The organism is Sorangium sp. So ce145 (assembly GCF_051525985.1).
GTDB lineage: Bacteria > Myxococcota_A > Polyangia > Polyangiales > Polyangiaceae > Sorangium > Sorangium cellulosum_B.
On record NZ_CP150315.1, the window covers coordinates 4,956,175 to 4,979,533 of the forward strand.

16 protein-coding genes and 3 pseudogenes are annotated in these 23,359 nt (G+C 70.7%); 6 read left to right on the forward strand and 13 right to left on the reverse strand.

The window, feature by feature from the left end; translation table 11 throughout:
- Position 1: 1 nt before the first annotated feature.
- The 6 genes and pseudogenes from WMF34_RS18315 to WMF34_RS18340 form a co-directional block, all read right to left on the reverse strand.
- Positions 2–1,483: a hypothetical protein gene (locus WMF34_RS18315; protein ID WP_231864915.1), complete on the reverse strand. Its 1,482-nt coding sequence runs from the start codon at positions 1,481–1,483 to the stop codon at positions 2–4.
- Positions 1,484–2,077: 594 nt separating this feature from the next.
- A pseudogene (locus tag WMF34_RS18320) lies at positions 2,078–2,521 on the reverse strand (AAA family ATPase); the annotation flags it as partial.
- 33 nt (positions 2,522–2,554) lie between these two features.
- On the reverse strand, positions 2,555–6,469 hold the full coding sequence (locus tag WMF34_RS18325; RefSeq protein ID WP_437994053.1) for an RHS repeat-associated core domain-containing protein: 3,915 nt from the start codon (positions 6,467–6,469) through the stop codon (positions 2,555–2,557).
- Between the two features lie 44 nt (positions 6,470–6,513).
- Positions 6,514–7,509 (reverse strand): phosphogluconate dehydrogenase (NAD(+)-dependent, decarboxylating), encoded by a 996-nt coding sequence (gene gnd / locus WMF34_RS18330; protein ID WP_012236176.1) that lies wholly within the window; start codon positions 7,507–7,509, stop codon positions 6,514–6,516.
- A gap of 107 nt (positions 7,510–7,616) precedes the next feature.
- Positions 7,617–8,657, reverse strand: a complete 1,041-nt coding sequence (locus WMF34_RS18335) for an STAS domain-containing protein (protein ID WP_012236177.1) — start codon at positions 8,655–8,657, stop codon at positions 7,617–7,619.
- Positions 8,657–8,806 carry a hypothetical protein gene (locus tag WMF34_RS18340; RefSeq protein WP_157906749.1) on the reverse strand — a complete coding sequence of 50 codons (150 nt, stop codon included), beginning with the start codon at positions 8,804–8,806 and terminating at the stop codon, positions 8,657–8,659. The genes WMF34_RS18335 and WMF34_RS18340 overlap by 1 nt, the downstream gene beginning before the upstream one ends.
- A gap of 144 nt (positions 8,807–8,950) precedes the next feature.
- Here WMF34_RS18340 and WMF34_RS18345 point away from each other — a divergent pair, with 144 nt between their 5' ends.
- Entirely contained in the window at positions 8,951–9,172 is a 222-nt protein-coding gene (locus WMF34_RS18345) for a hypothetical protein (RefSeq protein WP_012236178.1), read from the forward strand.
- Positions 9,173–9,176: 4 nt separating this feature from the next.
- Here the strand turns inward: WMF34_RS18345 and WMF34_RS18350 are convergent, their stop codons facing one another.
- Positions 9,177–9,458 carry a hypothetical protein gene (locus tag WMF34_RS18350; protein WP_437994054.1) on the reverse strand — a complete coding sequence of 94 codons (282 nt, stop codon included), beginning with the start codon at positions 9,456–9,458 and terminating at the stop codon, positions 9,177–9,179.
- Between the two features lie 88 nt (positions 9,459–9,546).
- Here WMF34_RS18350 and WMF34_RS18355 point away from each other — a divergent pair.
- From WMF34_RS18355 to WMF34_RS18365, 3 genes and pseudogenes are all read left to right on the forward strand, one after another.
- Positions 9,547–9,852: pseudogene (locus WMF34_RS18355) on the forward strand (TIR domain-containing protein); the annotation flags it as partial.
- Between the two features lie 135 nt (positions 9,853–9,987).
- Positions 9,988–12,006 (forward strand): tetratricopeptide repeat protein, encoded by a 2,019-nt coding sequence (locus tag WMF34_RS18360; protein WP_437994648.1) that lies wholly within the window; start codon positions 9,988–9,990, stop codon positions 12,004–12,006.
- 440 nt (positions 12,007–12,446) lie between these two features.
- Positions 12,447–13,715 carry a DNRLRE domain-containing protein gene (locus tag WMF34_RS18365; protein ID WP_437994055.1) on the forward strand — a complete coding sequence of 423 codons (1,269 nt, stop codon included), beginning with the start codon at positions 12,447–12,449 and terminating at the stop codon, positions 13,713–13,715.
- On the opposite strand, the gene WMF34_RS18370 is transcribed toward WMF34_RS18365, so the two are convergent.
- From WMF34_RS18370 to WMF34_RS18395, 6 genes and pseudogenes are all read right to left on the reverse strand, one after another.
- Entirely contained in the window at positions 13,700–14,743 is a 1,044-nt protein-coding gene (locus WMF34_RS18370; RefSeq protein WP_437994056.1) for an ABC transporter permease, read from the reverse strand. The two genes, WMF34_RS18365 and WMF34_RS18370, sit on opposite strands and share 16 nt — an antisense overlap.
- A 60-nt stretch (positions 14,744–14,803) precedes the next feature.
- Positions 14,804–15,889, reverse strand: coding sequence for an ABC transporter permease (locus WMF34_RS18375; protein ID WP_437994057.1), 1,086 nt, complete (start codon positions 15,887–15,889; stop codon positions 14,804–14,806).
- The gene (locus WMF34_RS18380; RefSeq protein ID WP_437994649.1) at positions 15,886–16,839 is read right to left on the reverse strand and encodes an ATP-binding cassette domain-containing protein; all 954 of its coding nucleotides are present in this window, start codon (positions 16,837–16,839) and stop codon (positions 15,886–15,888) included. Before WMF34_RS18380 ends, WMF34_RS18375 begins: the two co-directional genes overlap by 4 nt.
- A gap of 174 nt (positions 16,840–17,013) precedes the next feature.
- Positions 17,014–17,490, reverse strand: a pseudogene (locus WMF34_RS18385) (ATP-binding cassette domain-containing protein); the annotation flags it as partial.
- An 83-nt stretch (positions 17,491–17,573) separates the two neighbouring features.
- Positions 17,574–18,875: a BMP family lipoprotein gene (locus WMF34_RS18390; RefSeq protein ID WP_437994058.1), complete on the reverse strand. Its 1,302-nt coding sequence runs from the start codon at positions 18,873–18,875 to the stop codon at positions 17,574–17,576.
- Positions 18,876–18,962: 87 nt separating this feature from the next.
- A complete protein-coding gene (locus WMF34_RS18395; RefSeq protein ID WP_437994059.1) occupies positions 18,963–20,183 on the reverse strand; it encodes a vWA domain-containing protein in 1,221 nt (406 codons plus the stop codon).
- A 445-nt stretch (positions 20,184–20,628) separates the two neighbouring features.
- Here WMF34_RS18395 and WMF34_RS18400 point away from each other — a divergent pair, with 445 nt between their 5' ends.
- Positions 20,629–22,149: an SLC13 family permease gene (locus WMF34_RS18400; RefSeq protein ID WP_437994060.1), complete on the forward strand. Its 1,521-nt coding sequence runs from the start codon at positions 20,629–20,631 to the stop codon at positions 22,147–22,149.
- On the forward strand, positions 22,146–23,354 hold the full coding sequence (locus tag WMF34_RS18405; protein ID WP_012236188.1) for a glycerate kinase family protein: 1,209 nt from the start codon (positions 22,146–22,148) through the stop codon (positions 23,352–23,354). The genes WMF34_RS18400 and WMF34_RS18405 overlap by 4 nt, the downstream gene beginning before the upstream one ends.
- The last annotated feature ends 5 nt before the right edge of the window (positions 23,355–23,359 follow it).

Below are 23,359 nucleotides of genomic sequence, written 5' to 3' on the forward strand. Positions count from 1 at the left end.
GTCACTCCACGCTGCGCAGCCACCGCCCCGCGAACGCCACCTCATCGGCGGCCGCAAGCACGGCCTCCTCCCCTCCGGCCCGGCGAAAGACGCGCGCGAGCTGTGCGACACCTGCCCATCCCTGAAAGACGCCTGCCAGCGACGGAATCCCTGAGGCGTCGAACAGGCTCGTCGAGACCAGCCGTGCCGCCTCGGCAGGGCTCATCCACGGCGCAGCCTCGCAGAGATCGCCGAGCACATCGGCGTCTGCGCCTGCTGCCTCGAAGGCGAGCACCGCACGTCGGGCCGCCTCGGCGCGCATCGCTTCAGGAAGCGCCTTTACAAGCCGTGCCAGCGCGACGGCCCGAACGTAGCTCCCGGAGGGCTCGACGCAGTCCCCTGCCATGCGTAAAGCCGCTTCCGCCCCCAGGAGCGCGACCGAAGCGAAAGGGTGCTCTTTGATCAAATTGCATCGCTCCTCCGGGGCGAGCTCCTCGAAGAGTGCCTGGACCTCCTCCACCGGCCGCCGCCCCGCAGGGAGCCTCTCGCCGAGGCGAAGCAGCGCGTCCGCCCGGTACCCTGCGCTGCTCGCCGCCCATCGCAGCACGAGCGCGCGGGCGTCGGCCTCTCGCCCGAGCGAGACCAGCCTCGCCCCGAGAGCGTGCACCGGCCAGACCGGGACTTCCTCGAGCGCCCTCTCCAGGAGAACGTCGGACAGATAAGGCGCCACCGCCTCGGCCTCCTTCTTGCTCTCGAAGCACCAAGGCGTCCAGAGCCGTTCGATCTCCTGGACAGCGTGAACTTTCGCCTCTTTCGGCAGGTCCGCGAGCAACCGGGCGAGGACGCGAATTCGCTGAGGCGCTGGCAGGGAACGCGAAGCTCGCTCCAGCGCGACGGCGGAAGCCTCGCTGACTCCAGGCTCAGGCACGATCGCGGGCGGCGCCCCTCCCGCACGCGCGATGGCTTCTGCGGCGACCTCCTGGGCTTCCTCTTCGGGGAGCAGGCCCGCCGCCACGACGAGCGCACGGGGCGCATTTTCCCCGTCCGACTGGCGCGCAGCTTCCAGCGCGGCGCGCGCATACCGGGTGCGCCTCTCGCCCTCCGCCGCCTCGGCCATGGCGATCAGCGCCGAGGCGCTCGACCACCGCGCGCCCGTGCGATCGGCGATCTCGAGCGCTCGCTCGCGGACTCCGGCTTGGGCGGACAGTGAGACCTCCGCAGCGAGGGCAAGCAATGCCAACGCGCGCGCCGCGTCCGCATCGAGCAGTGCAGTCGCGACGTCTGCATCGGGGCTCTCCCACGGCTCCGTGTCTCCCAGCGTCGCCGCCGCGCCCTGCGCTGCCGCGCAGCATACGAGCGCCGCGGCGAGGGGGGGAGGCAGGGACCTGCAACGCTCCACCTCCTCTCCTATTCGATCGCGCAGGCGGCGGAGATCTGTGAGGGCATACGCGAGCGCCTCGCCAGAGTTACCCGCTACCCAACCCGGCTCGGCAAACGCGAGCATCGAAGCGATGGGAGCGCCGCCGAGCGCGAGGTGTGCGCTCGCATAGCGGCGGAAGTAGGCCAGCCGGCGGCTGGCGGACTCCGCCGTGCATCGCGCGATCGCGCGGCGGTAACGCGCCTCGATCGCCTCCTCCCGACCGGCGCTCCTCTGCTCCCACGCGACCCGCAGCGCCTCGTGCTGGAATCGCAGCGCACGCACCGGCCCATCCCGGCGCAAGATCCGATCGAGGATCGATCCGTACACGAGCAGGCGACCGCGCACGGCAAGGTCGTCGATCTCCAGGAGCTCCGCGACATCCTCTGCATCGAGCGGCGCGAGCGCGCGGGCCAGCACGGAGAGCATCTCCAGCGCGACCTCTCCGTCCTGGAGGAGTCGGAGCTCACGCTCGACCTCCACGGCGAGCGCCTGCGGTCCGCCGTTGCCCCCTGCAGCTGCCCAGCTCGGAATGCCTCGGCGCTCCGCTGCCGCGGGGGAAGGCGGCGCAACCTCGACGAAAAGCGCATCACCGGCCTTCCATCCGAGCCGCTCCCTCCAGGCGTGCGCGTCGCCCACACCGCCGGAGATGGAGACCAGACATCGAACGCGCTTTCCGAGCGCCTGAAGCGTCGATACCCGAGCCTCGCGAGGCCAGTCAACGCACTCATCGAGGCCATCGAGCACGAGGAGCACCTCGGGCTCGTCCTCTTCCTGGCCGTTGGCCAGCCTGTTCCGGAGCTCCGAACGCAACTTCAGGACGTCCCGCGGAGGGCGCAGCACGTCGTCACCGAACTGCTCCAGGAGCGACGCGAGGATCTCGGGCTCGGAGGCGAAGCGGCCCGCTCGTCCTACCTGCACGGCGGCGGTGCGCACCCCGACACGCTCGCTCGCTTCGGCGACGAGCAGCATACACAGCGCCGTTTTGCCGGCTCCCGCCGGGCCGTGCAGGAGGCACGCGGAGCCCGGAGCAACGCGCCATCGCTCGATCGCTTCACGAGCGCGCTCTTCCCCCTCGGTCCAAGAGAAGGCCTCGGGCGATCTTTCCTTTTCCTCACGATGCATTCGCACCTCGGTGGGGGACGCTCGTCTCCTGTTCTAGGCCCTGTAGACTCCGTATTGACCTTTCTTGCCCTTCATCCCGACGACGTGCTCTTGAATGCCGAGCCTTTCGAACATCGCTCCGCATCTCTCGCACGGGTCGACCCGCTTCCGCATCTTCGCGCTGTCGTACGTCTCGATCGAGAGCCCTTCGTCCTGGAACTTCTTTTTGATGCGCCGGTTCACCTCGGCGTCGACCTGTTCGGGGGTCATGCGATCCTGAACGCGCACCTTCTTCTGCTCTTTCATCACGTCTCTTCGGATGTTCTCCCCCATGACCGTCAAGACCTGCGCCTCCGCGCACGGCTTGTCGCTGATGTGACCGGCGGGCGTGACCTTGCCTCCCTCGCTGGGGTTCCTTCCCACATACGGCTTCGTACTGGTATCTTCATCCACGTACGTAAGGACGTTGCCGTCCTTGTCGAGGATGCGGGAATAGATGAGCCCATCGGGATCGACGATGGTCCACGGCTGGTTGCGCGCGTACCAGTAGGCGTTCAGCTCGCCGTCGATCTCTGCGGGATCGGGCGAGATGTACCTCCCGAGATCTGGATCGTAGTAACGGTGCCTGTTGTAGAAGAGCCCCGTCTCCACGTCCTCGTACTGCCCCAGGAAGCGAACCTGTGTCGGCGCGCTGCCTCCGGCTTTGGACGTCACCTTCCCCCATGCCGTGCGGAACAGCTCGCCCGCGACCTCACCTTTCCCATCGACGAGGCGCTCCGGATAGCCCGTCATGGCTTCGTTCAAATAGAAGAGCCATGGCCCCGCTACCGACGCCTCCCCGGTGTGTCTCGTGTCGCGGTGAGCCCACGGAGCCCCGCTTTCATCGAAGCAGTAGGTGCGCTCCTCGATCTCCCCGTCGGGGATCCCCGCGATCTCGTGGGCGAGTGTCATCGCGTCCCAGCAGAAGCGCGTCGTGCGCAGGAGGCGCACCTCACCGCTCTCTCCCTTCTGCCGCACGGTCTTCTTCATCCTCCGCGCAAACGCGTCGTACATGAACTCAACCGTCGTCCCGTCTGGCCCCTCGATCTTCGAAAGCATTCCGCTCGCCGACCAAGCATAACGTGTCACGTGGTCGTCCCCGGCGGCGCTTCGCGCCCTTTTCTCGATCAGCCGGCCCTGCTCGTCATAGAGGAAGCGGGTGGAGCCCTTGGTTTCCAGCCGGCCCCCGCTCTCGTAGCGGCGCACCTCTGCCCCTTCGGCGAGCTCATGGATGTTTCCGGCGGCATCATAGCGGAAGCGCTCGACAGCATGGGGCCGCCTGGCCGCGAGCCCATCGCGCGCTTCCTCGGGGATCACGGCCAGCAGTTGACCGAGCGCGTCGTGTTCGAAGCGCTTGTGTCCGAAGTGCGCATCCCACACGACTGCGAGATGCCCCGCCGAGGTATATTGAAACGCCTGATCCACGGTCACGTTGGGCATACGGGGCCCCACCCACTCCGGCTCGCCTGGACGCAATGCGAGCGAGCTAGATGAGGACCACACCCGCCGTGCAACGAGCCTGCCGCTCGCGTCGTACCGCGCGCCGATGCGGCCTCCGCCCGGCAGGTGGATCTCGACCGGGAGTCCCAGTTCGTCCTGGCGCGAAAAGATCTCGTCGCGGCCGTCGAGCCGCGTGCGCGTACAGCGCCCGGCCTCATCGAAGGCCCACTCTACCGCATGACCTCGGGACGTCGCCCTCCGAAGTGCAGTCCCGACCCGATCGCAGGTCACCTCGACCTGAAATGCCTCGCCGTCCACGACCTGCTTCTCCCCGATCACCCATCCGACCGCGTTGCGTCGCAGCTCGACCGTACAGCCGCTCCCCTCCGCCAGGATCACCTCACCACGGCCGTTGTATGAGAAGTGCTCCTCGGCTCCGTCGTCGTAGATTTTCTTCACCACGCGTCCGGCGAGGTCGCGCTGGAGCTCTGTCGTTTCGCTTCCACGGCGGATCAGGAGGACGCGCCCGAGCGCGTCGCGTTGATAGCGAATCTCCCGGCCATCGAACGTCCTCTCCGCGATCGGGAGGCCGAGAGCGCCGACCTCGATCGAGTACACCTCCCCTTTCGCATTGCGGATCTCGACGAGGCGTTCCTCGCGGTCGTACCGGAGCTGAATGACGCTCCCATCCGGCAGGATGGCGTCCGCCAGCGAGCCGGTGCCTCCGCGCACGAGGCGGGTCGTCCGGCCGTCGGCATCTGTCACGCAGATGAGGTTCTCGTCGCCATCGTAGTCGTAACGCGTGACAGCGCCGTTCGGTTCGCGCACCGCGAGGAGCAGCCCCTTGTTGCTGTAGGAGAACTCGGTCACGCTTCCGCTCTCGTCGCGCTCCGCCGTCCGCTTCCCGAGCTCGTCGTACGCGGCCGTCCAGCGCGTACCGGAGGCGCGGAGCACCTCGACGAGATTGCCGTGTTCATCGTGACGGTAACGCGTCTGATGCCCCGTCGGAGCCACGGTCGCTTCCATGAGGCCGCGAGCGTCGAAGCGGACCTCGAAGGTCGCGCCGATCGGATCGGTCCAGAAGATCGCTCGCTCGGCGTACGCCACCTCCGTCACGCTGCCTTCCGGATCGATGATCTTGCGGATATCGCCGTTCCGCAGCCGCTCGATCACCGTCACGTTCCCGAGCGGGTCCACGATTCGCGTCTCGTTCCCGAAGACATCGCGCGTCCAACAGGTCGTCGCTCCGAGTGGATCGGTGAACGAGCGCAGGTGGCCCCGCTCGTCATACGTGCGCGTATACACGCTTCCGGCGGTGATGGCCTTGTCGACCTTTCCATGCTCATTGCTGAAGTAACGGTGAAATGTGACCGAGTCGGTGGCCTCCGAGTAGCCATCGCGATAGAAGTCGAGTCGAACGTGGTGCACGCCCTTCGCCGGCGTCTTGCCATCCGACAGAAGCGCCGGGACAGAGGCGGCGAGGCACGGGTCGACCGCGCCGGGGTAATCTGCCCATGTCTCGACGCATCGTCCGGCGGGATCGTATCGGTAGTGGAACGTCAGCCCGGTCGGCCTCTGCTGCGAGACGAGCCGGTGCTCGTCGTCGTAGCTGTACTTCGTGGTGTTTCCATCCGCATCGGTCACTGCAACGAGATCGCCTGCTTGGTCATGCTGGTAGCGCACGAAGACGAGCGAACGCCCCCCGGACGCGCGGCTCACGAACTCGATCTGGCCAATACGTCCTGCGGACGCCGGTCGAATCCGTAATACGCGCCCCACGCTGTCGGTGACCTGGGCCAGGCGACCTTCACTATAGGTGAGGGCGATTCGGTTGTTGAATGCGTCTACCTGCGCGGCGAGGCGGAAGCGATGCTGCGTGCGGTCGCCCGGATCCGGCTCGAACAGCAGGCGATCTCCGTCCGGAAAATCGAGGGAAAAGCCGTCGCCCTCCTTGTGGAGGACCCAGCCATGCGGGCCGAGGACGCCAGCGTCCCGCGGAACGAGTCCGAATTCCTCCTCGTTGCCGTCGGCCGTGACGACGATGGTGGTCCGCCTGCGAAGCTCGATCGCCCATGCGAGGCTGTGGGTCCATCCGAAGCCGAGCCCGACGTCCCGCCCACGCGCCTGGCTGCCGTACGACCGAACGATCTGGAGAGGAAGGGGACCCGGGATGTCGACGTCCGTCTCGGGGACGGTGAACACGCGGCCTGTGACCACATCGACCGGGTCGCCCTGGGCGATCTTTCCGCTTCCGCGGCCACCATGGTGGTTCGGGCAACCGCCGCCATCTTTGCCTGCACCGCAGGCGTTTTTTCCACCGCCCTTCGCCTCGTCGCCGCCGTTCTTGCCGCTGGCCCCCTGTCCTCGCGCCTTGCCACGGCCTGAGGCTCCGCCGCGCCCACCGACGACGGCGCCTCCGCCCATGATAAATACACCCGGGTTCATGCCAGGAATCGCCGGAATGTTCGGGACAGGGGCGGTGCGGGCCATGACGGCAACGCTGCCAGAGGTCGGTTCTGACCGTCAACCTCGGCTCACCCCCCCGCCGGGCGCTCCAGGTGCCCGCCGAACTTGTGCCGCATCGCGGAGAGGACCTTCTCGGCGAAGGTGTGATCGTGGCGTGAGCGGAAGCGCGCGTAGAGCGCCGAGGACAGCACCTCTGCGGGGACGGCCTCCTCGATCGCCGCCATCACGGTCCAGCGGCCCTCGCCGGAGTCCTGCACGAAGCCGCTGTACCCGGCGAGCTCCGGGCTCTCGGCGAGGGCGATCGCGGTGAGGTCGAGCAGCCACGACCCCACAACGCTGCCTCGACGCCACACCTCGGCGATCTCGCCGAGGTCGAGCGCGTACCGGTGCTCCTCGGGCAGGCGCTCCCCGGCCGCGTTCTTGAGGATGTCGAACCCCTCCGCGTAGGCCTGCATGAGGCCGTACTCGATGCCGTTGTGGACCATCTTCACGAAGTGCCCGGCGCCGACCGGGCCGCAGTGCAGGTAGCCCTCCTCCGACGTGCTCTGCGCGCCGCCCTGGGCCTCCTGCCTGCCCGGCGTGCGCGGGATGTCCCCCGGCCCCGGCGCGAGCGTGCGCAGGATCGGCTGCACCAGGGCGAACGCCTCGGGGGCGCCGCCCACCATGAGGCAGTACCCGCGGTCGATCCCCCACACGCCGCCGCTCGTGCCGACGTCGACGTAGCGGATGCCCTTCGGGGCGAGCGCCCTGGCGCGGCGGACGTCGTCCTTGAAGTAGGTGTTGCCCCCGTCGATGATCACGTCGCCGGCGCCGAGCAGCTCGCCGAGCGCCTCCACGACGCGCTCGGTCGGCGCGCCCGCGGGCAGCATGACCCAGACCACGCGCGGCGACGCGAGCTGCGCCACCGCGTCGCCCAGGGAGGAGGCCGTCGCCGCGCCCTCCTCGCCGAGCCGCTTCACGCTGTCCTGGTTCAGATCGAACGCGACGACCTCGTGGCCGCCGCGCATGAGCCGGCGCGCCATGTTGGCGCCCATCCTGCCGAGTCCGATCATCGCGAGCTTCATCCGTCATGCTCCTGTGTGGGATCGCGGGCGTATCACAGCGGGCGGCGCGCGGCGCGCGGCGCGCGGTCGACACCGCTCCGGTCCGGGCGCTCCTCCGGCAGCGGCGGCTACCGGCGCGACGGCTGCGCCCGCTGCCGGATCGCGCCCACCGCGTGCTCGAGCGCGCTCTTCAGCGTGCCGAACACCGGGATCCCGTCGAGGCTGCCGCCGGACTCCAGGATGCGCCCGACCATCGCCGTCGGGACGCCGGAGACGATGCACCGGCTGCCGAGCAGCCTCGTCGCCGCGAAGATCCGGAGCAGGTGATCGATGGTCGAGGCGTCCGTCGCCTGCGCGCCGGTGAGGTCCACGATCATGAAGCGGGCGCCGTGCCGGACGACCGCATCGAGCACCTCTTCCATCATGCGGGCCGCCCTCGCGCTGTCGATCGTGCCGATCACGGGCAGCGTGAGCACGCCGTCCCACACCTGGATGATCGGCGTCGACATCTCGAGCATCGCCTCGTGCGCCGCGCGGACCCTGTCGAGCTGCAGGCGGAGCTCGATCTGGACCCGCTCGAGCTCGTCGTTCTGCTCGCGCAGCTGCGCGCTCGCCGCGGCGAGGTCGAGCGAGTTCTTGAGCGTCGTGTACGTGGCCCCGACGTACAGCGCGTACGTGGTGGCGCTCGCCAGCGCCTTCCGGTCGATCTGGCGCTGGTCTTCCAGGGCGAAGAGCATCGTGCCGATGGTCTTCTTGTAGACCTGGATCGGCACATGGAAGACGACGTCGGGGTCGTCCGCGAGGAGCCACGCGCGCGCGCGATCCGCCTCGCGCGCCTCGTCCCACGGCCCCCTGAACCACGCGGGGCGCTGCGCCTCCAGCGCCGCGACCATCCAGGCGTCCACGACGACGCCGCCGCCCTCGGGCGCCCCGTACCCGAAGTTGCCGCGCTCGTACCTCGCCGCGATCCTGGCGCCGCCGCCGTCGTTGGCGAGCACGACGCAGAGCCGCTGGGACGGGACGATCCAGCGCGCGCTCGCGCAGACCTCTTCCCACAGCGACCGCAGGTCCGGCTGGCTGGCGAGCTTGAGGAGGATCTCGTTCAGGACGCCGAGGACGATCCATCCACCGCCGGCTTCGGGGGGCTGGCCAGGCTCCGGCGTCAGCATCAGCGATCGGCGTCGAGCGGGCGGCCCGCAGCGTGGGTCCGTGGTTCGATGGCGCGCGCGGAGGCCGCTGTCATGACGCTCTCCCCGGGTCGCTTCCGCGCCGTCGTCGACGCGAGCGACGGGCTCGGGACCAGATCGAATCTCGGCACGGTGAACACTCCTCGCGCGCAGCGCGCAGCCGCATCCTACCGCGCAATCCGCCCGCGGTGGAGGGGCTCTTGCCCGAGGCGGGCTGCCGTGGGGCTGCCGCGCGGGGGAACGCGCTCGGCGCTCCTGCGTGCTACCGCTAGGTCATGAAGATCAAGGCACGCGACGGCAAGGTCTACGAGGTTGCCCCTGCTCCACCCGGCGGGAGCCACGAGGTGCGGCTCGACGGCAAGGTGGTCGGCTCGTTCGTGCTCCTGCCGGACGAGACGCAGGTCACCGTGAAGAGCAAGCCCGCCACCGACGCGCTCCTCGTGGACATCGCCGATCGGTTCGTCGCCGAGGGCGGCGCGCCCATGGGGATCAGCTGAGCCGTCACGGCGCGCCCGCGAGCCTCACCTCACGGAGGACCTCTGCCGGGGTGAAGCAGGCGACCGCGGGCGACGCCCCCTTGACACGCTCCCGCAGGCGCGCCGCGAGCGCCTCGGCGCGGGCCGCGTCCGGAGCGCTCGCGCCCAGCATGCGCTGGCCGCGATGGCTGTACTCGATGAAGCGGTATTTCGAGCCGTCGGCCCACCCCGAGAGCGCGTCGCGGGTCGCGGGATAGTCGTAGTCCGCGGGCGCTGACTTGCCGCCCGCTGACACCCGACCGCCCATGGGATGCGATGCGGCGGGCGTCGTGGGCTATCCCAGCCCACCGTGACGCCGGTAAGCTCGGCGGACCAGGCTTCGGTCCTGGGCGCGCATGGCGAAGCCGGTTCGTCTCTTCATCTCGTCTGTCGCGGAAGACGCCGCATCGCGCGCCGAGCTCGAGGCTCACCTGAAGCCGCTCGCGCGACAGCGGCTGATCGAGGTCTGGCACGAGGGGAAGGTCGACCCTGGAGGACAGCCGGCGGCGCAGGTGCACGCGCAGCTCGAGGCGGCCGAGCTCGTGGTGCTGCTGGTGACCCCTGCCTTCATCGCTTCGGACCGCCACATGCACGAGGAGGCCGCGCGAGCGCTCGCCCGGCGCACCGCGGGCGAGGTGGACGTCGTCCCGGTGCTCGTCCGGGACTGCGCCTGGGACTGGACCGAGTTCGGCAAGCTCGCCCCGCTGCCGAAGGAGGAGCCGATCGGTGGTGCTCCGGATCGGGACCGGGCCTGGACCGAGGTGGCGCGCGGCCTGCGTCGCGTGGTCGATGGTGTCATGGCGCGGCGCGCGGCCGCCGGAGGGCAACGCTCTCTCGCGGCGGGGCTGCCTCCCGAGGAACGGTGCATCGGCAGAGACGCCGTGGTGGATTCGCTCGCCGCAGCGCTCTCTCGTGACCGGCCCGGGCGCGCGCTGCTCCTCGGCGCGGCGGGGATCGGCAAGAGCACCGTCAGCCTGGCGGTCCTGCACCGGCCTGAGGTCGTGGCCCGCTTCGGCGAGCGGCGCTTCTTCGTACGGCTCGACGCCGCGCCGGACGCGGCGTCCGCCGCTGCGGCGCTGGCCGACGCGCTGCGCGTAGCACCCGGGCCGGATCTGCGGCAGCGGGCGCTGTCGTCCCTCACCGCAGGGCCCGCGATCCTTGCGCTGGACAACCTGGAGACGCCCTGGAACGGCGACGATCAAGCCGAGACCGAGGCGCTGCTCGCGGAGCTCGCCGCGATGCCGCAGCTCGCCCTCGTCGCCTCGGTGCGGGGCGCGGGCCGGCCGGGGCGCGTGGCCTGGAGCTCGCCGGTCGAGCTCTGGCCGCTCGGGCATGCCGAGGCCGAGGCGATGTTCTGCGCGATCGCCGGCGAGGAGCACCGGGGCAAGCCCGCGCTCTCTGCGCTCCTTTCGCTGCAGGAGGGCGTTCCGCTGGCGATCGATCTGCTGGCGCACTCAGCGCAGGGCAACGATCTGGTCAACCTGAAGGAGGAGTGGGAGGCGCGCCGGACGGCGGTGCTGGAGCGCGAGGGCGGAGCGCGCGATCGGCTCCGAAGCTGGAATGCCTCGCTGGAGCTGTCGATCGGGTCGCCGAGGATGACCTCCGAAGCGCGGAGGTTGCTCGCGGTGCTCGCGGTGCTCCCGGACGGGGTCGCGCAGCGGGATCTCGCTGCGGTCTTTCCGGACGCGGGACCGGCGGCGGCGCGCGTGCTGGCCCACATGAGGCTGGCCTACTTCGAGGGCGGCCGATTGAAGATGCTCTCGCCAGTGCGCGAGTACGTGAAGGCGGCGCACCCGCCGGCTGCCGAGGATCTCGGGCAGGCGATGGATCACTACGGGGAGCTCGCGCGCACGTTCGGGCCCGTGCCGGGAACCCCTGGTGGCACGGAGGCGACGGCGCGGCTCGCGCCGGAGGCAGCGAATCTGGATGCGGTGATCCGGCGCGGGCTCGCGGAAGCCGCCGCGGGTCGATGGATCGAAGCGGCGGTGGCGTTGACGCATTTCGCGCGCTTCTCCGGGCATTCGGCGCCGATGCCTCTCGGTCGAGCGCTGGAGGTGGCGCAGCGCGCCGGGGATGAGCGGCGAGCGGCGCTGTGTACCCAGAGCCTTGGAGATATCGCGCTTTCGCGCTCGCAGCACAACGAAGCGAGAGCGCGCTACCAAGAAGCGCTGCCGCTCCACCGGCTGGTAGGAGATGTGCTCGGCGAGGCCAGCTGCATCAGACGCCTTGGCGACATCGCGCTGAGGCGTTCGCAGCACGACGAGGCGAGAGCGCGCTACCAGGAAGCGCTGCCGCTCTACCGGCAGGTCGGGTCTGTGCTCGGCGAGGCCAGCTGCATTCGGAGCCTTGGTGATATCGCGCTGGCGCGTTCGCAGCACGACGAAGCGAGAACGCGCTATCAGCAAGCACTGCCCCTTTACCGGCAGGTCGGGTCTGTGCCCGGCGAGGCCAACTGCATTCGGAGCCTTGGTGATATCGCGCCGGCGTGTACGCAGCACAATGAAGCGAGAGCGCGCTACCAAGAAGCGCTGCCCCTTTACCGGCAGGTGGGGGATGTGCTCGGCGAGGCCAGCTGCATCCGAAGCCTCGGTGACATCGCGCTGGCGCGTTCGCAGCACGACGAGGCGAGAGCGCGCTACCAAGAAGCACTGGAGCTGCTGCGCGCCGACTACCTGCTGCTGCAGCGCGGCCAAATCTGGGCGAACGCCGATGTTCGCCCGACCGTAACGCTTATCCGAGCCGCCCGTTGCGCGCAAGCGTCCCGGCCTTACGCGCCGTTCGCGGCGGAGCGCCGCAAGAAATCGTCAATGCCGTAAGCCGCCTGAACGCCCGCAACGTCCCCTCGAAAACGGCACCACCACGACCGGCGTCACCACGAATGCGGACGGCGATGGCGCCAAGGCGCTGCCCAACCGCCCGCCCCCGATGCGTCGACCGCCGGATGCGTAACCCGCGTCGCGTACCGCGCCGTTCACCACGCGGCGCGTGCCCTATCGTTCACTGCGCGTCGTGTGCCCCGCTGTTCACTACGTGTCGCGTATCCCGCTGTTCACTGCGCGTCGTGTGCCCCGCTGTTCACTACGTGTCGCGTATCCCGCTGTTCACTGCGCGTCGTGTGCCCCGTCGTTCACCGCCTGTCGCGTATCCCGCTGTTCACTGCGCGACACGCGCCACGCGCCAGATGCACGCGCACCAGCGAACCAAAAACCTCTCAAGGTTATTGTATGTTGTCTAAACTAAGAATATAAGAAGAATCATGCGATACTTCCATACGAGCGCTGCTCGCGCTTGCCTCTCTCTTCTCGTGCTCGCAGGGATCCCCGGGACGGCCTTCGGGGCACCGACCGCGATCACGTTCACCATCAACCACGCCGATTGCGGCGCCGGCGCGTTCTCGCTGTACCTGAATGGGGTCCACCTCGACACGGTCGCGAGCACCAACGGCTGCGATTGCAATTCGGAGACGCTCCAGAGGACGTTCACCGAGCCCGGCGTCCTCGCCCTCTACAATCCCGCCGCGTGCAATGATCTCCAGGTCGATGTCGTCGACGGCGGGTCGACGGCCGTCGGCTTCGCCCGCGTGTACGTCGAGGCGACCGAAGGCGCGTCGCTCCTCTGCCTGTACGATGCGGTCTCCGGCCCGATCCCCTGCGCGGATCGCGACGTCTGCGACGGCTACGAGATCGGGCTGTCGTCGCTCTCGAGCGACGACGGCGACCACATCGCGCCGGGCCTGGGAGCGGGCTGCGACAACTGCGCCAACCACGACAACCCGGACCAGGCCGACGCGGACGGAGACGGGGTCGGCGACGCCTGCGATCTGTGTCCGCTCGGCGACAGCGACGGCGATTCGTTCTGCGATGCGACCGACAACTGCGCCAGCGTCGCCAACTGGGACCAGACCGACAGCGACCTCGACGGGATCGGCGACGCCTGCGACAACTGCCCCGCTGCCGCGAATCCAGACCAGCTCGACAGCGACGGCGACGGCCTCGGGGACGCATGCAAAGACGTGTGCGTCACCCTGCAGCGCGGCGCCTTCGGGGCGGTCGAGGACGCCGATATCTGGGAAGCCTTCCCCCGTTACAGCGACGGCCGCATTCCTTACAACTACTCGGGCGACTCCAACGGCGCGCGCAAGCAGGCGCTCTACCGGTTCGGGCTCGACGGCATCCCCGCCGGGGCCACGGTCACATCGGCAGAGTTCGGCGTCGTCGCCTTCGGATCGAGCGACCAGACCGTCCGCGCTCACCGGATCACCGCGCCGTGGGGCGAAGACACGGTGACCTGGCAGAGCTTCGCCGAAGGCTACGACAAGGCCGCCGCGGCGGAGCTCACCTATGTCAGCCCCTATGCCATGAGCGCCGATCTGACCGGGCTCGTCCAGGCGTGGGTCGACGGCACGACACCGAACTACGGCTTCCTCGTCGAGGAAGGGCCGGACGGCCGCACGTCGTACCGCTCGAGCGATCACCCGCTCCAGAGCGACCGCCCCTGGCTCGAGGTCTGCTATCTCGCCCGCTGATCCATTCCGCGCGACCGCTCCTCCGCCCCGTCGTCCGCTGGGTAGGGCTGCCCGAGCGCCGCGGGAGGCGTCGCGTCGAACGCGCGCAGGAGCGGGCGGCGCGCGGCGCTCGGCAGCAGCGCGGAGGCGCGCTCCAGGAGCCCGCTCGAGGTGAGCCCGAGGACCGCGATCATCAGCGCGAACGGCGCCACGCTGAAGACCTGCGTCGGCACCGATGGGAGAGCGCTCTGGCCGAGGCTCGCCGCCGACGACAGCACGCCGAAGAGGTACGCGCCGAGCGCCGCACGCACCGGATGGAAGCCGCCGAAGATCACGATCGCCAGCGCGATCCAGCCGTAACCCGCCGTGTGGCGGTGGCTCCATCCCGCCTTGAAATCGAGCGAGTACGCCGCGCCGGCGAGGCCCACGAGCGCCCCGCCCACGAGCGTCGCCGCCGTGCGCACCCGCGTCACATGCGCCCCGCGCGCGTGCGCCGACGCCGGCTGCTCGCCCACCGCGCGGAGGAGGAGCCCCGCGCGCGTGCGATAAAGGAAGAGCCACGCGCAGGCGACGAGGACGTAGCTGCCATACACCAGGGGATCGCTCTGGAACAGCAGCGGCCCCACGAGCGGCACGTCCCGCAGCACCGGGATCGACGCCGCCGGCACCGTCGGCCCGGGGACGCGCACGTACGGGCCTCCGAGCACCGACGAGAGATCCGCGCAGAGCATCGCCAGGACGAAGCCGACCGCGATCTGGGAGCGGCCGAGGTAGATCCCGCCGATCGCCACGACGAGCGCGACGAGCGCCCCGGTGGCGGCCGCGGCGGCGAAGCCGGCGAGGACGCTCCCGGTCGACAGGGCGGCCGCGAAGCCGACCATCGCCGAGAGCATCATCGCGCCCTCGGCCGAGAGGTTGATGACCCCGGCCCGCTCGGTCAGCGTCTCGCCGACCGCCGCGTAGACGAGCGGCGTCGACGCCGCGAGCGCGGTCGCGAGCAGCGAGAGGAGCTCGGCGCCGCCGTCGCTCATGAGGGCTGCTCCTTCCATCGGAGGCGTCCTTCCATCAGGTCTGCCCTCATCGGCCTCGTCCCTTCGGGCCTCGTCCCATCACGCCACCTCCGGCCGGCCGCCGCCGCGCGCCGCCCGGGGAGAGAGGAGCGCGAACAGGACGAGCGCGCCCTGGAGCACGCCCGACAGCGAGGACTCCAGCCCGAGGGTCATCGGGAGCTCCAGGCTGCCGACGTTGAGCGCGCTGAAGAACAGGGCGATCGGCGCGACGAGCGCGGCGCGCCGCCCGGCGAGCATCACCACGAGCAGCGAGAGGAAGCCGAGGTTGCTCGAGATGCTCGGGATGAGCCGGTGGAACGTGCCGAGCACCTGCAGCGCGCCGGCGACGCCGGCGAGCGCGCCGGAGACCGCGAACGCGAGGAGCACCTGCCGCGCCGCGAGCACGCCGAGCACCTCCGCGGCCGGCGGGCTCAGCCCCACCGCCCGCAGCCGGAGCCCGAGGTGGGTCCGCCCGAGCACGACGCCCGTCCCGAGGAGCGAGAGGACCCCGAGCAGGAGCGCGACGGGGCTGAGATCGGTGCCGCCCAGCGTGGAGAGCCGGAGCGCGCCGTCGAGCGGCTCGGTGCCGGCCATGGACGCGACGCCAGGGCGCTTCCACGGGCCGAAGACGAGGTACAGGACCAGCCCCTGGGCCACGAAGTTCATGCCGAGGCCCGCGAAGATCTCGCTCACCCGGACCCGCGTGTGCAGCGCGCCCGTGAGGGCGCCCCAGAGCACCCCGCCGATCGCGCCCGCGACGACGCAGAGCGCGACCACGGCACCGGCCGGGAGGTGCGGCCACAGGGCGCGCGCCGCGCCCGTGGCGCAGACGGCGCCCAGGACGAGCTGCCCCTCGACGCCGAGGTGATACAGCCCGGCGCGAAACGTGAAAAGCAGGCCGCTCCCACAGAGGAGCAGCGGCGCCAGCGTGGCGAACACCCGCGCGGCGCGATCCGCGGAGCCGAACGCGCCCTGCCACAGGCCCGCGGCCACCGCCGCCGGCGAGGCGCCGAGGAGCGCGCAGAGGCCCGCCACGAGCGCGAACGCCAGGGAGAGCGGTACGAGGCGAAGGAGGAAGGATACGGCCCCGCGGCGCGGCGCGCGGCGCACGGCGGGCTCGGCTGGGGCGCGCGGTTCGGAGCTCATCGATCGGACCCCGCGGGCGGCGGGGGCAACGCAGGTGCACGAGGCGCCGAGGGCAGGGCGGCGTCGTCGAGCTCGCCGCCGATCATCCGCCCGAGCCGGTCCAGCGTGAGGTCGGCGACGCCGACGGGCGGCGAGACGCGCCCGCCGCTGAACACGAGGAGGCGATCGCTGTAGCGCATCAGCTCGTCGAGGTCGGACGACGCGAACAGGAGCGCCGCGCCGGCACGGCACCGCGCGAGGAGCTGCTCCCAGACCCAGCGCGCCGACGCGAGGTCGAGCCCCCGGGTCGGCTGCTCCAGGAGGAGCAGCGCGAGGCCCGCGGGGAGGAGCGCGAGCTGGGTGCGCTGCTGGTTGCCGCCGGAGAGCCGTTCGACGGGCGTGTCGGGCCGGCCCCGGATCCGGAGCGCCTCGATCGCCCGCTCGGCGGCGCGCCGGATCTCCCGCGGGCGCAGGAAGAGGCCGGGCCGCGGCGCGCGCAGCGCGACGTGCTCCTCGATGGAGAGACCCGCGATGAGGCCCTCGCGACGGCGATCGGCGGGCAGGTAGCCCACGCCGGCGCGCAGGAAGGCCGGGTAGGGGCGGCCGGTCAGGTCGGCCCCGCCCACGGCGACGCGTCCCCGCCGCGCCCGGAGCAGCCCCGCGCACGCGCGCAGCAGGAGGCGCTGGCCGCTCCCCTCGAGGCCCGCGAGCCCGATCACCTCGCCGCGGCGGACGGCCAGGTGGGCAATGCGCACGTCGAGCCGGTGATCGCCGAACGCCACGCCCTCGAGGGCGAGCGCCGCGCCGCCGCTCGGCTCCGCGCCGCCGCTCGGCTCCGCGCCGCCGCTCGGCTCGGGCAGGCGCTCCAGGGGCGCGAGCGGCGCGCCGCCGTCCTCCTCGGGGGACCGCTCCTGAGGCGCAAGCGCCTCGCCGAACATCAGCGCGACGAGGCGATCGGCCCCGGCCGGCATCTCCGCCTCTCCCGCCACCTTACCCTGCCGCAGCACCGTCACGCGATCGCAGAGCGCCTCGACGTCGGAGAGCTTGTGCGACACAAGGACGATCGCCTTGCCGTCCGCCTTGAGCCGCCGCAGCGCGGAGAACAGGGCCTCCTGCTGCGCCCCGGAGATCCCCGTCGTGGGCTCGTCCAGGAGCAGCGCTCGGACGCCCAGCGAGAGGAGCCGCAAGAGCTCGATCTGCTGGCGCTCCCCGAGGGTGAGCCGGGCGACGTGCTCGTCCGGGTCGACGGAGAAGCCGAAGCGCGCCGCGAGCGCGAGCAGCTCCTCGCGCGCCGCGCGCCGGGGGAGGAAGACGCCCGCGGCACCGCCGCGGCCCGGGAGCGGCGAGCGCGCGACGCCGCCCGCGCCGGCCGCGCGGGGCCGGGCGACCAGGTAGCTCTCCAGGACGGTGAGCGGCGGGAAGTCGAGCGGCTCCTGGTGGAGCACGCCGACGCCGGCGGCGAGCGCGTCCGCCGGGCTCGCGAGCGCCACCGGGCGGCCGTCGAAGAGCAATCGGCCCGCGTCCGGGCGGAGGAGCCCGCCCAGGATGCGCAGGAGCGTGCTCTTGCCGGCGCCGTTCTCGCCGAGCAGCCCGTGGACGGCGCCAGCCTGGATCGTCAGCGACACGCCGTCGTTGGCCTTGACCGGGCCGAACCGCTTCGCGACGCGCTCGATCTCGATCCGCATGGATCACCGCCAGGAGACGGCTACTTGCTCGGCCCGGTGATCCCCCGGACCAGCTGCGGCAGATACCAGATCTGCTGGGGCGTCGCGGCCTCGCCGTCCTTCAGGAACTCGGTGCCGTCCTGGAACTTGAGCGGCCCCTTGAAGAGATCGAGCCCGTTGGCCAGCTCGATGACGAACGCGCCGAGCGGCGCCTGCGCCTCTCCCAGCGCGGCGCCAGGCCCGAAGCCGACGACCGACGACTCGCCGTTCAGGTCGCGGAAGTCCGGCCCTCGCCAGACGAACTCGCTCGCGTACTTGCCCGCGCGCGCCTTCTCGATCGCGTCGCGGTAGAGCGGCGCCCAGTTGTAGTACGCGACGCCGAGGCAGATCTCCGGCGCCAGGTCGCAGCCGGCCCTGTGGTCGTAATGGACGTACTTGACCTTCTTGCCCGCGCCGCTCGCCTTCTTGGCCTGCAGCGCGGCCTCGGGCGTGTCGAGCCCGGTCATCAGCACGTCGAAGCCGCCGCCGATGAAGTCGTCGGACACCTTGGTGGGGTCGAGGGTGACGCCCGGGATGTTGAACCAGAAGCCGATCCACGTGACCTTGAACGTGAGGTCCTCCGGCTTCTTCTTCTGGTACTTCTCCCAGCAGTACCGCGCGCCGAGGTACGCCGCGGTGACCAGCCGGCGGGTCTCGTCGTTCACGAGCGGGCCGACATACCCGATCTTGCCCGTCTCGGTGCCGAGCGCCGCGGCGCACCCGGCGATGTGCTGGGCCGTCTCGATACGCCCCATGAGGTTGCCCAGGTTGGGCTGGGGCTTGTGGTTCTTGCCCTCCTTCCAGGCGTAATCACCGGAGATGTGGATGACCGTGACCTCCGGGTGCTTGCGCGCGGTCTCGAGGGCGTCGTCCTTGTAATCGTCGGAGTTGTAGACGACGAACCGCGCGCCCCGGGAGATGAGATCGTCCGCGACCTGGGAACCCTTCACGTTCGGGCGGTCGGACGGGTTCACCTTGTCGACATACTCGAAGCCGACGTCCGGCATCTTGGCGAGCACCGACCGGATGCCGTCGTGATGGGCCTGGTTCCACCCTTTGTCGTTGTAGGGGCCGACCAGCACCATGCCGACCTTGTATGCGGCGGCCGGCGCCGCGGGCGCAGCGCTCGCCGGCGCCGCGGCGCTGGGACCGGCGGTCTTCTCCGAGGGCGGGCTCGTGCTCGTCGACGAGCCCTGGCACGCGCCGGCCAGCAGCGACAGCGCGATGGCGAGGACGGCGGGCGGGCGGGCAGCGGGGCGCGGGACAGCGAGGGCCGCGGGCGACTTCGGCGAGCGAGGTGTCACCGAGGCATCGTGGGCGGGAATGTCGCAGGGTGTCAAGAACCGCCGAGACGGACGACGCGAGCGCAGGTGCTGGGCGTCGTCCGCGTTTCACTGCGGTATCACGATCACATCTTCGCAGGTGAAGTCGACCCCCAGGGCCGCTTCGGGGTCCGACTGGATCGTGGCGCACGTGCTGTCGCAGAGCACGATCTCGGTCGGGTTCGCGGCGCTGTCGTAACGCCAGGCGTTCTCGCTCGCGCACTCCTGGTCGTAGGAGAGCGCCGTCGGGTTACCTCCGCCGCTCTGGTACGTCACGCGGACCCGCTGCGCGTCGAAGCTCCGCCCGTCGGGAGCGGGCGGGATGTCGACCGTGCAGGAGACCGAGGCGCCGCGGATCGCGTCGATCGCCGCCTTGAAGGCAGCCGAGGTCGCCCCGGGATTGCCCGTGTCGATCAGGTAGGCTCGCTCCGTTCCGCCCGCGTCGGCGATCTGGTGCAGGTTGTCGAGGTCGTGCGGCGCGCCTTCGATCGGCGGGTTGTCGACGCCGATGACGTACGTCGGGACGCCGTCCTCGAGCGCGCCGGCCGCGGCGTCCGACACGCGCTGGATCCTGTTGGACTCCGTGCCGCAGCCCGCAGGGTAGCCGTCCGTGACGAGGACGATGGCGTACCTTCCAGGCGTGGCCCGCCGCTGCTCTTCGACGTACGAGATCGTCCCCTGCATGACGAACAGCGTCGGCGTGCCGCCGCGCCAGTCGGCGCTGGTGGCCGGGGTGACGGCGGTGATCGCCTCCTCGAAGCGCGGAGAGGGCAGCGGCGTCATCGGGACCTCCGGTGTCTCGTAGGTCTCGGCCGAGCACTTCTCGTCGCGGTCCTCGTCGTCGCTCGGAAAGAACCTGAGCGACGCGTTGATGCCCTCGGACAGGGGATCACTGAAGAACTGCTTCGTCGCCGCCACGACGGGATCCCACTTGAGCTCCTTGTCGTACCAGGGCTCGTCGCCCATGCCCATGCTGCCGGACACGTCGAACGCGAAGGCGAGGTACACGGGCTGGAGGTCGGCGCTGGCCGACTGGGTGGCGCACGCCCCACCTTGGCCCGAGGAGCTGCCGTTGCTCGAGGAGCCGCCTTGCCCCGAGGAGCCGCTCGCGCCCGGACCGCCCGATCCGAAATCGCCGCTCGTGCTCTGGGAGCTCCCTTGGCCCGAGCCCCCGCTCCCCGGGCCGCCGCTCTGCGAGCTCCCGCCGCCGTCGCTGGCACCATTGCCCCCACATCCAACGCCGATCGCACCCACTGTCAGCAACACAATGGCCATCGTGGGCAATCTCATAAGTCGAACCCTCCATGAAGCGCGGCCGGGCGCGTGTCGCCGGCGCCAAAGCCGTCGATTCTGCGTGAGCACCCGGAGCAGACACGGCCGTGAAGCTCGCTCCCGGTGCTCGCCATCCGGGAAGCATAGCTGACCAACATGGCGGCCGGACGACGCACGGATCAGAAATGATGCTTTCCGCCAACGCGGTCCGGCAATGGGTTGCCGCGGCCCAGCATTCCTTGAGGTGTGGTCGCCTCTCTCACCACAGCTCGGTGCGCGACGCCCGGTGTGTGGAAGGGGCTGAGAGCGCCGGCTCTGGTGGGCAACGTCGTCGACGAGGCCAACCTCGGCGCCGAACGAGAACGGCGCCGCGCCGAGCCTGGGTCGGGCGCATCCGCGGCCGTGATCGCGGCGTGCGAGCAGCCTGTCTGGTCAGCGCGATTGCGGGATGGGGGCACGGACTATGCCTTCCTCCAAGCGGGCGATCTTCATGTCATCGAGCGACGCAACTCATGAGGATGCGCCGGACCTCGAAGGCGCCGCGGATGGCGGCAATGCCGTGGCCGTCCGCCCGCCGCCCTCGCGGCCGACCCCGCCGCGCCCGGCCGATCGGGTTCGCGTTCTCCTGCCCCTCTCGCTGACGATCGCCGCGGGGATCGCCGTCGTCCTGCCGGCGACGTTGCCGGCGCCCGCCCGGATCGCGCTCTTCGCCGTGCTGCTGGCGATCATCCTCTGGTCGACCACGTCGCTCGACGTGGCGTACGTCGGGCTCGGCGCGGCGCTGCTCCTCCTCCTGACCGGCGTCAGCCCCCAGGAACGGCTCTTCGACTCCCTCGCGTCCGACGTCATCTGGTTGATGATAGGCGCGTTCATCCTGGGCGGCGCAGTCGAGCAGTCTGGCCTGGCGATGCGGCTGGCGCAGCGCGTGTTCGAGCGCGCCCGCACCGTGCGCGGCCTGTTCTGGTGCTTGACGGCCGTGCTCATCCCGTCGTCGCTCTTCGTCCCGTCGGTCTCCGGCCGTGCCGTGATCGCCATTCCCATCTTCCGCAGCATCTCTTCCATCACCGCGGATCCGCGCATCACCCGTGCCCTCGCGCTGCTGTTCCCCACCGTGATCCTGGTCAGCACCATCGGCTCGCTGGTCGGCGCGGGGTCTCACCTCGTGGCGAACCAGCTGCTGAGCCAGGTCACCGGCCATCGGCTGTCCTTCGGCGAGTGGGTCCTCTACGGGATGCCGTTCGGCATGGTAGCCAGCGGCGCCGCCTGCGCGGTCATCATGGCGCTCTTCCTCGATGGCGAGCGCCGCGGGCGACGCATCCGGGTTCCCCGGCGCCCGCGAGGCTCCTTGTCGCGATCGGAGCGGATCACCCTGGCCGTCGGCGCGACGATGGTCGTGCTCTGGCTCTCGGAGCGGTGGCACGGCTACGAGAGCGCCACGGTCACGCTGGCCGGCGCGCTCGCGCTCACGGCGCCTGGCAGCGCGCTCCGCTGGAAGGAAGGCGTGAAGTCGGTCGACTGGAACCTCCTCCTCTTCGTCGGAGCGGCGCTCGTCCTGGGAGGAGCGCTGATCGACACGGGCGCGTCCGGCTGGCTCTTTCAAGCGCTGCTCCGCCACAGCGGTATCGAGAGCGCCAGAGGGCGCCTGTTCCTCGTCGTGGCGGTCGGCGTGATGTCGTTGACGTCCCATCTCTACCTCACCTCCCACGTCGCTCGCATCGTCGCGCTCGGCCCCGTCTTGCTGCAGCTCGCCGCCGATCGCGATCTCGACCCCGCGGCGGTGGTCTTCATCGGCACGGTCGGCATCGATTACTGCCTGACGTTCCCGGTGAGCTCCAAGGCGCTCCTGATGTTCCAGGGGCTCGACGGAGAGACGTTCCGCCCGGCGGATCTCCTGCTCCTCAGCGCCGTCATGCTCCCGATCCACCTGGCGTTGATCGCCGTCTTTCACTTCACCTACTGGCGCTGGATGGGGCTCGCGCCATGACGAGCCCCCTGCGCATCCTGATCGCTCCGTCGGGCTTCAAGGAATGCCTGGATGCGGAGCAGGTCGCCGAGGCCATCGCGACGGGCATCCAGCGCGCGCTGCCGGAGGCGCGCCTCCTGAAGGCGCCGCTCACGGACGGCGGCGAGGGCTTCACCCGGGCGCTGGTCAAGGCGACGGGCGGCTCCTTGCACCCCGCGATCGTGACAGGTCCGCTGGGCCAGCCGGTCGCGTCCCATTTCGGCTTCCTCGGCGGCGCCGGACCACGGACGGCGGTGATCGAGATGGCCGCTGCCGCCGGGCTCCGCCTCGTCCCGCCTCACGCGCGCAACCCGATGGCCACAACGACACGCGGCGTCGGCGAGCTGATCCGCGCCGCGCTCGAGGCGGGCGCGGCGCGGCTGCTCATCGGTTGCGGTGACTCCGGCACCAACGACGGCGGGGCGGGCATGGCCCAGGCGCTGGGCATCCGCCTGCTGAACGCGGCGGGGGGCGAGATCGGAGCGGGAGGAGGAGCGCTGCTGGAGCTCGACCGCATCGACCTCTCAGGCAGGGACTCCCGCATTCCCCGCGTGCAGCTCGAGGTGGCGTGCAACTGGCGCAACGTCCTCTGCGGTCCCGGCGGCGTGGCGCGCGTGTTCGGCCCGCAGAAGGGCGCCTCGCCGGAGATGGTCGCGCGGCTGGAGGCTGCCCTGGAGCGCTATGCGGCCATCATCGCGCGCGACGTGGGCGTGGACGTGAGCACCATGCCGGGAGGAGGCGCCTCAGGAGGCCTCGGCGCGGGGCTTCATTCCCTTCTGAAGGCGACGCTCTTGCCTCGCTACGATGTCCTCGTCCGCTACCTGGACCTGGACGGCCTCCTGCGCGGCGCCGATCTCGTCGTCACCGCCGAGGGGGGGCTCGACGCCCGGACCTCGCGCGGCAAGATGCCGGCGGAGCTGGCCAGACGCGCAAAGCACTTCAGGCTGCCGGTCATCGCTCTGGCCGGGACCATCGACGAGGATGCGCGCGTGAACTACGCGTGCGGCATCGACTCGTTCTCGTCGATCCTCGAGGCTCCATGCACGCTGTCCGAGGCCATGGATCGTGCCCCCTTCCTGATCGCGAACGCGGCCGAGAACGCGCTGCGCTACATCCTCATCGGCCGAGGTCTCCCCGGGCTCCGCAAGGCGCGCGGGCATCCGCGTCCACGCGCACGGGCGGGCTGACCCGA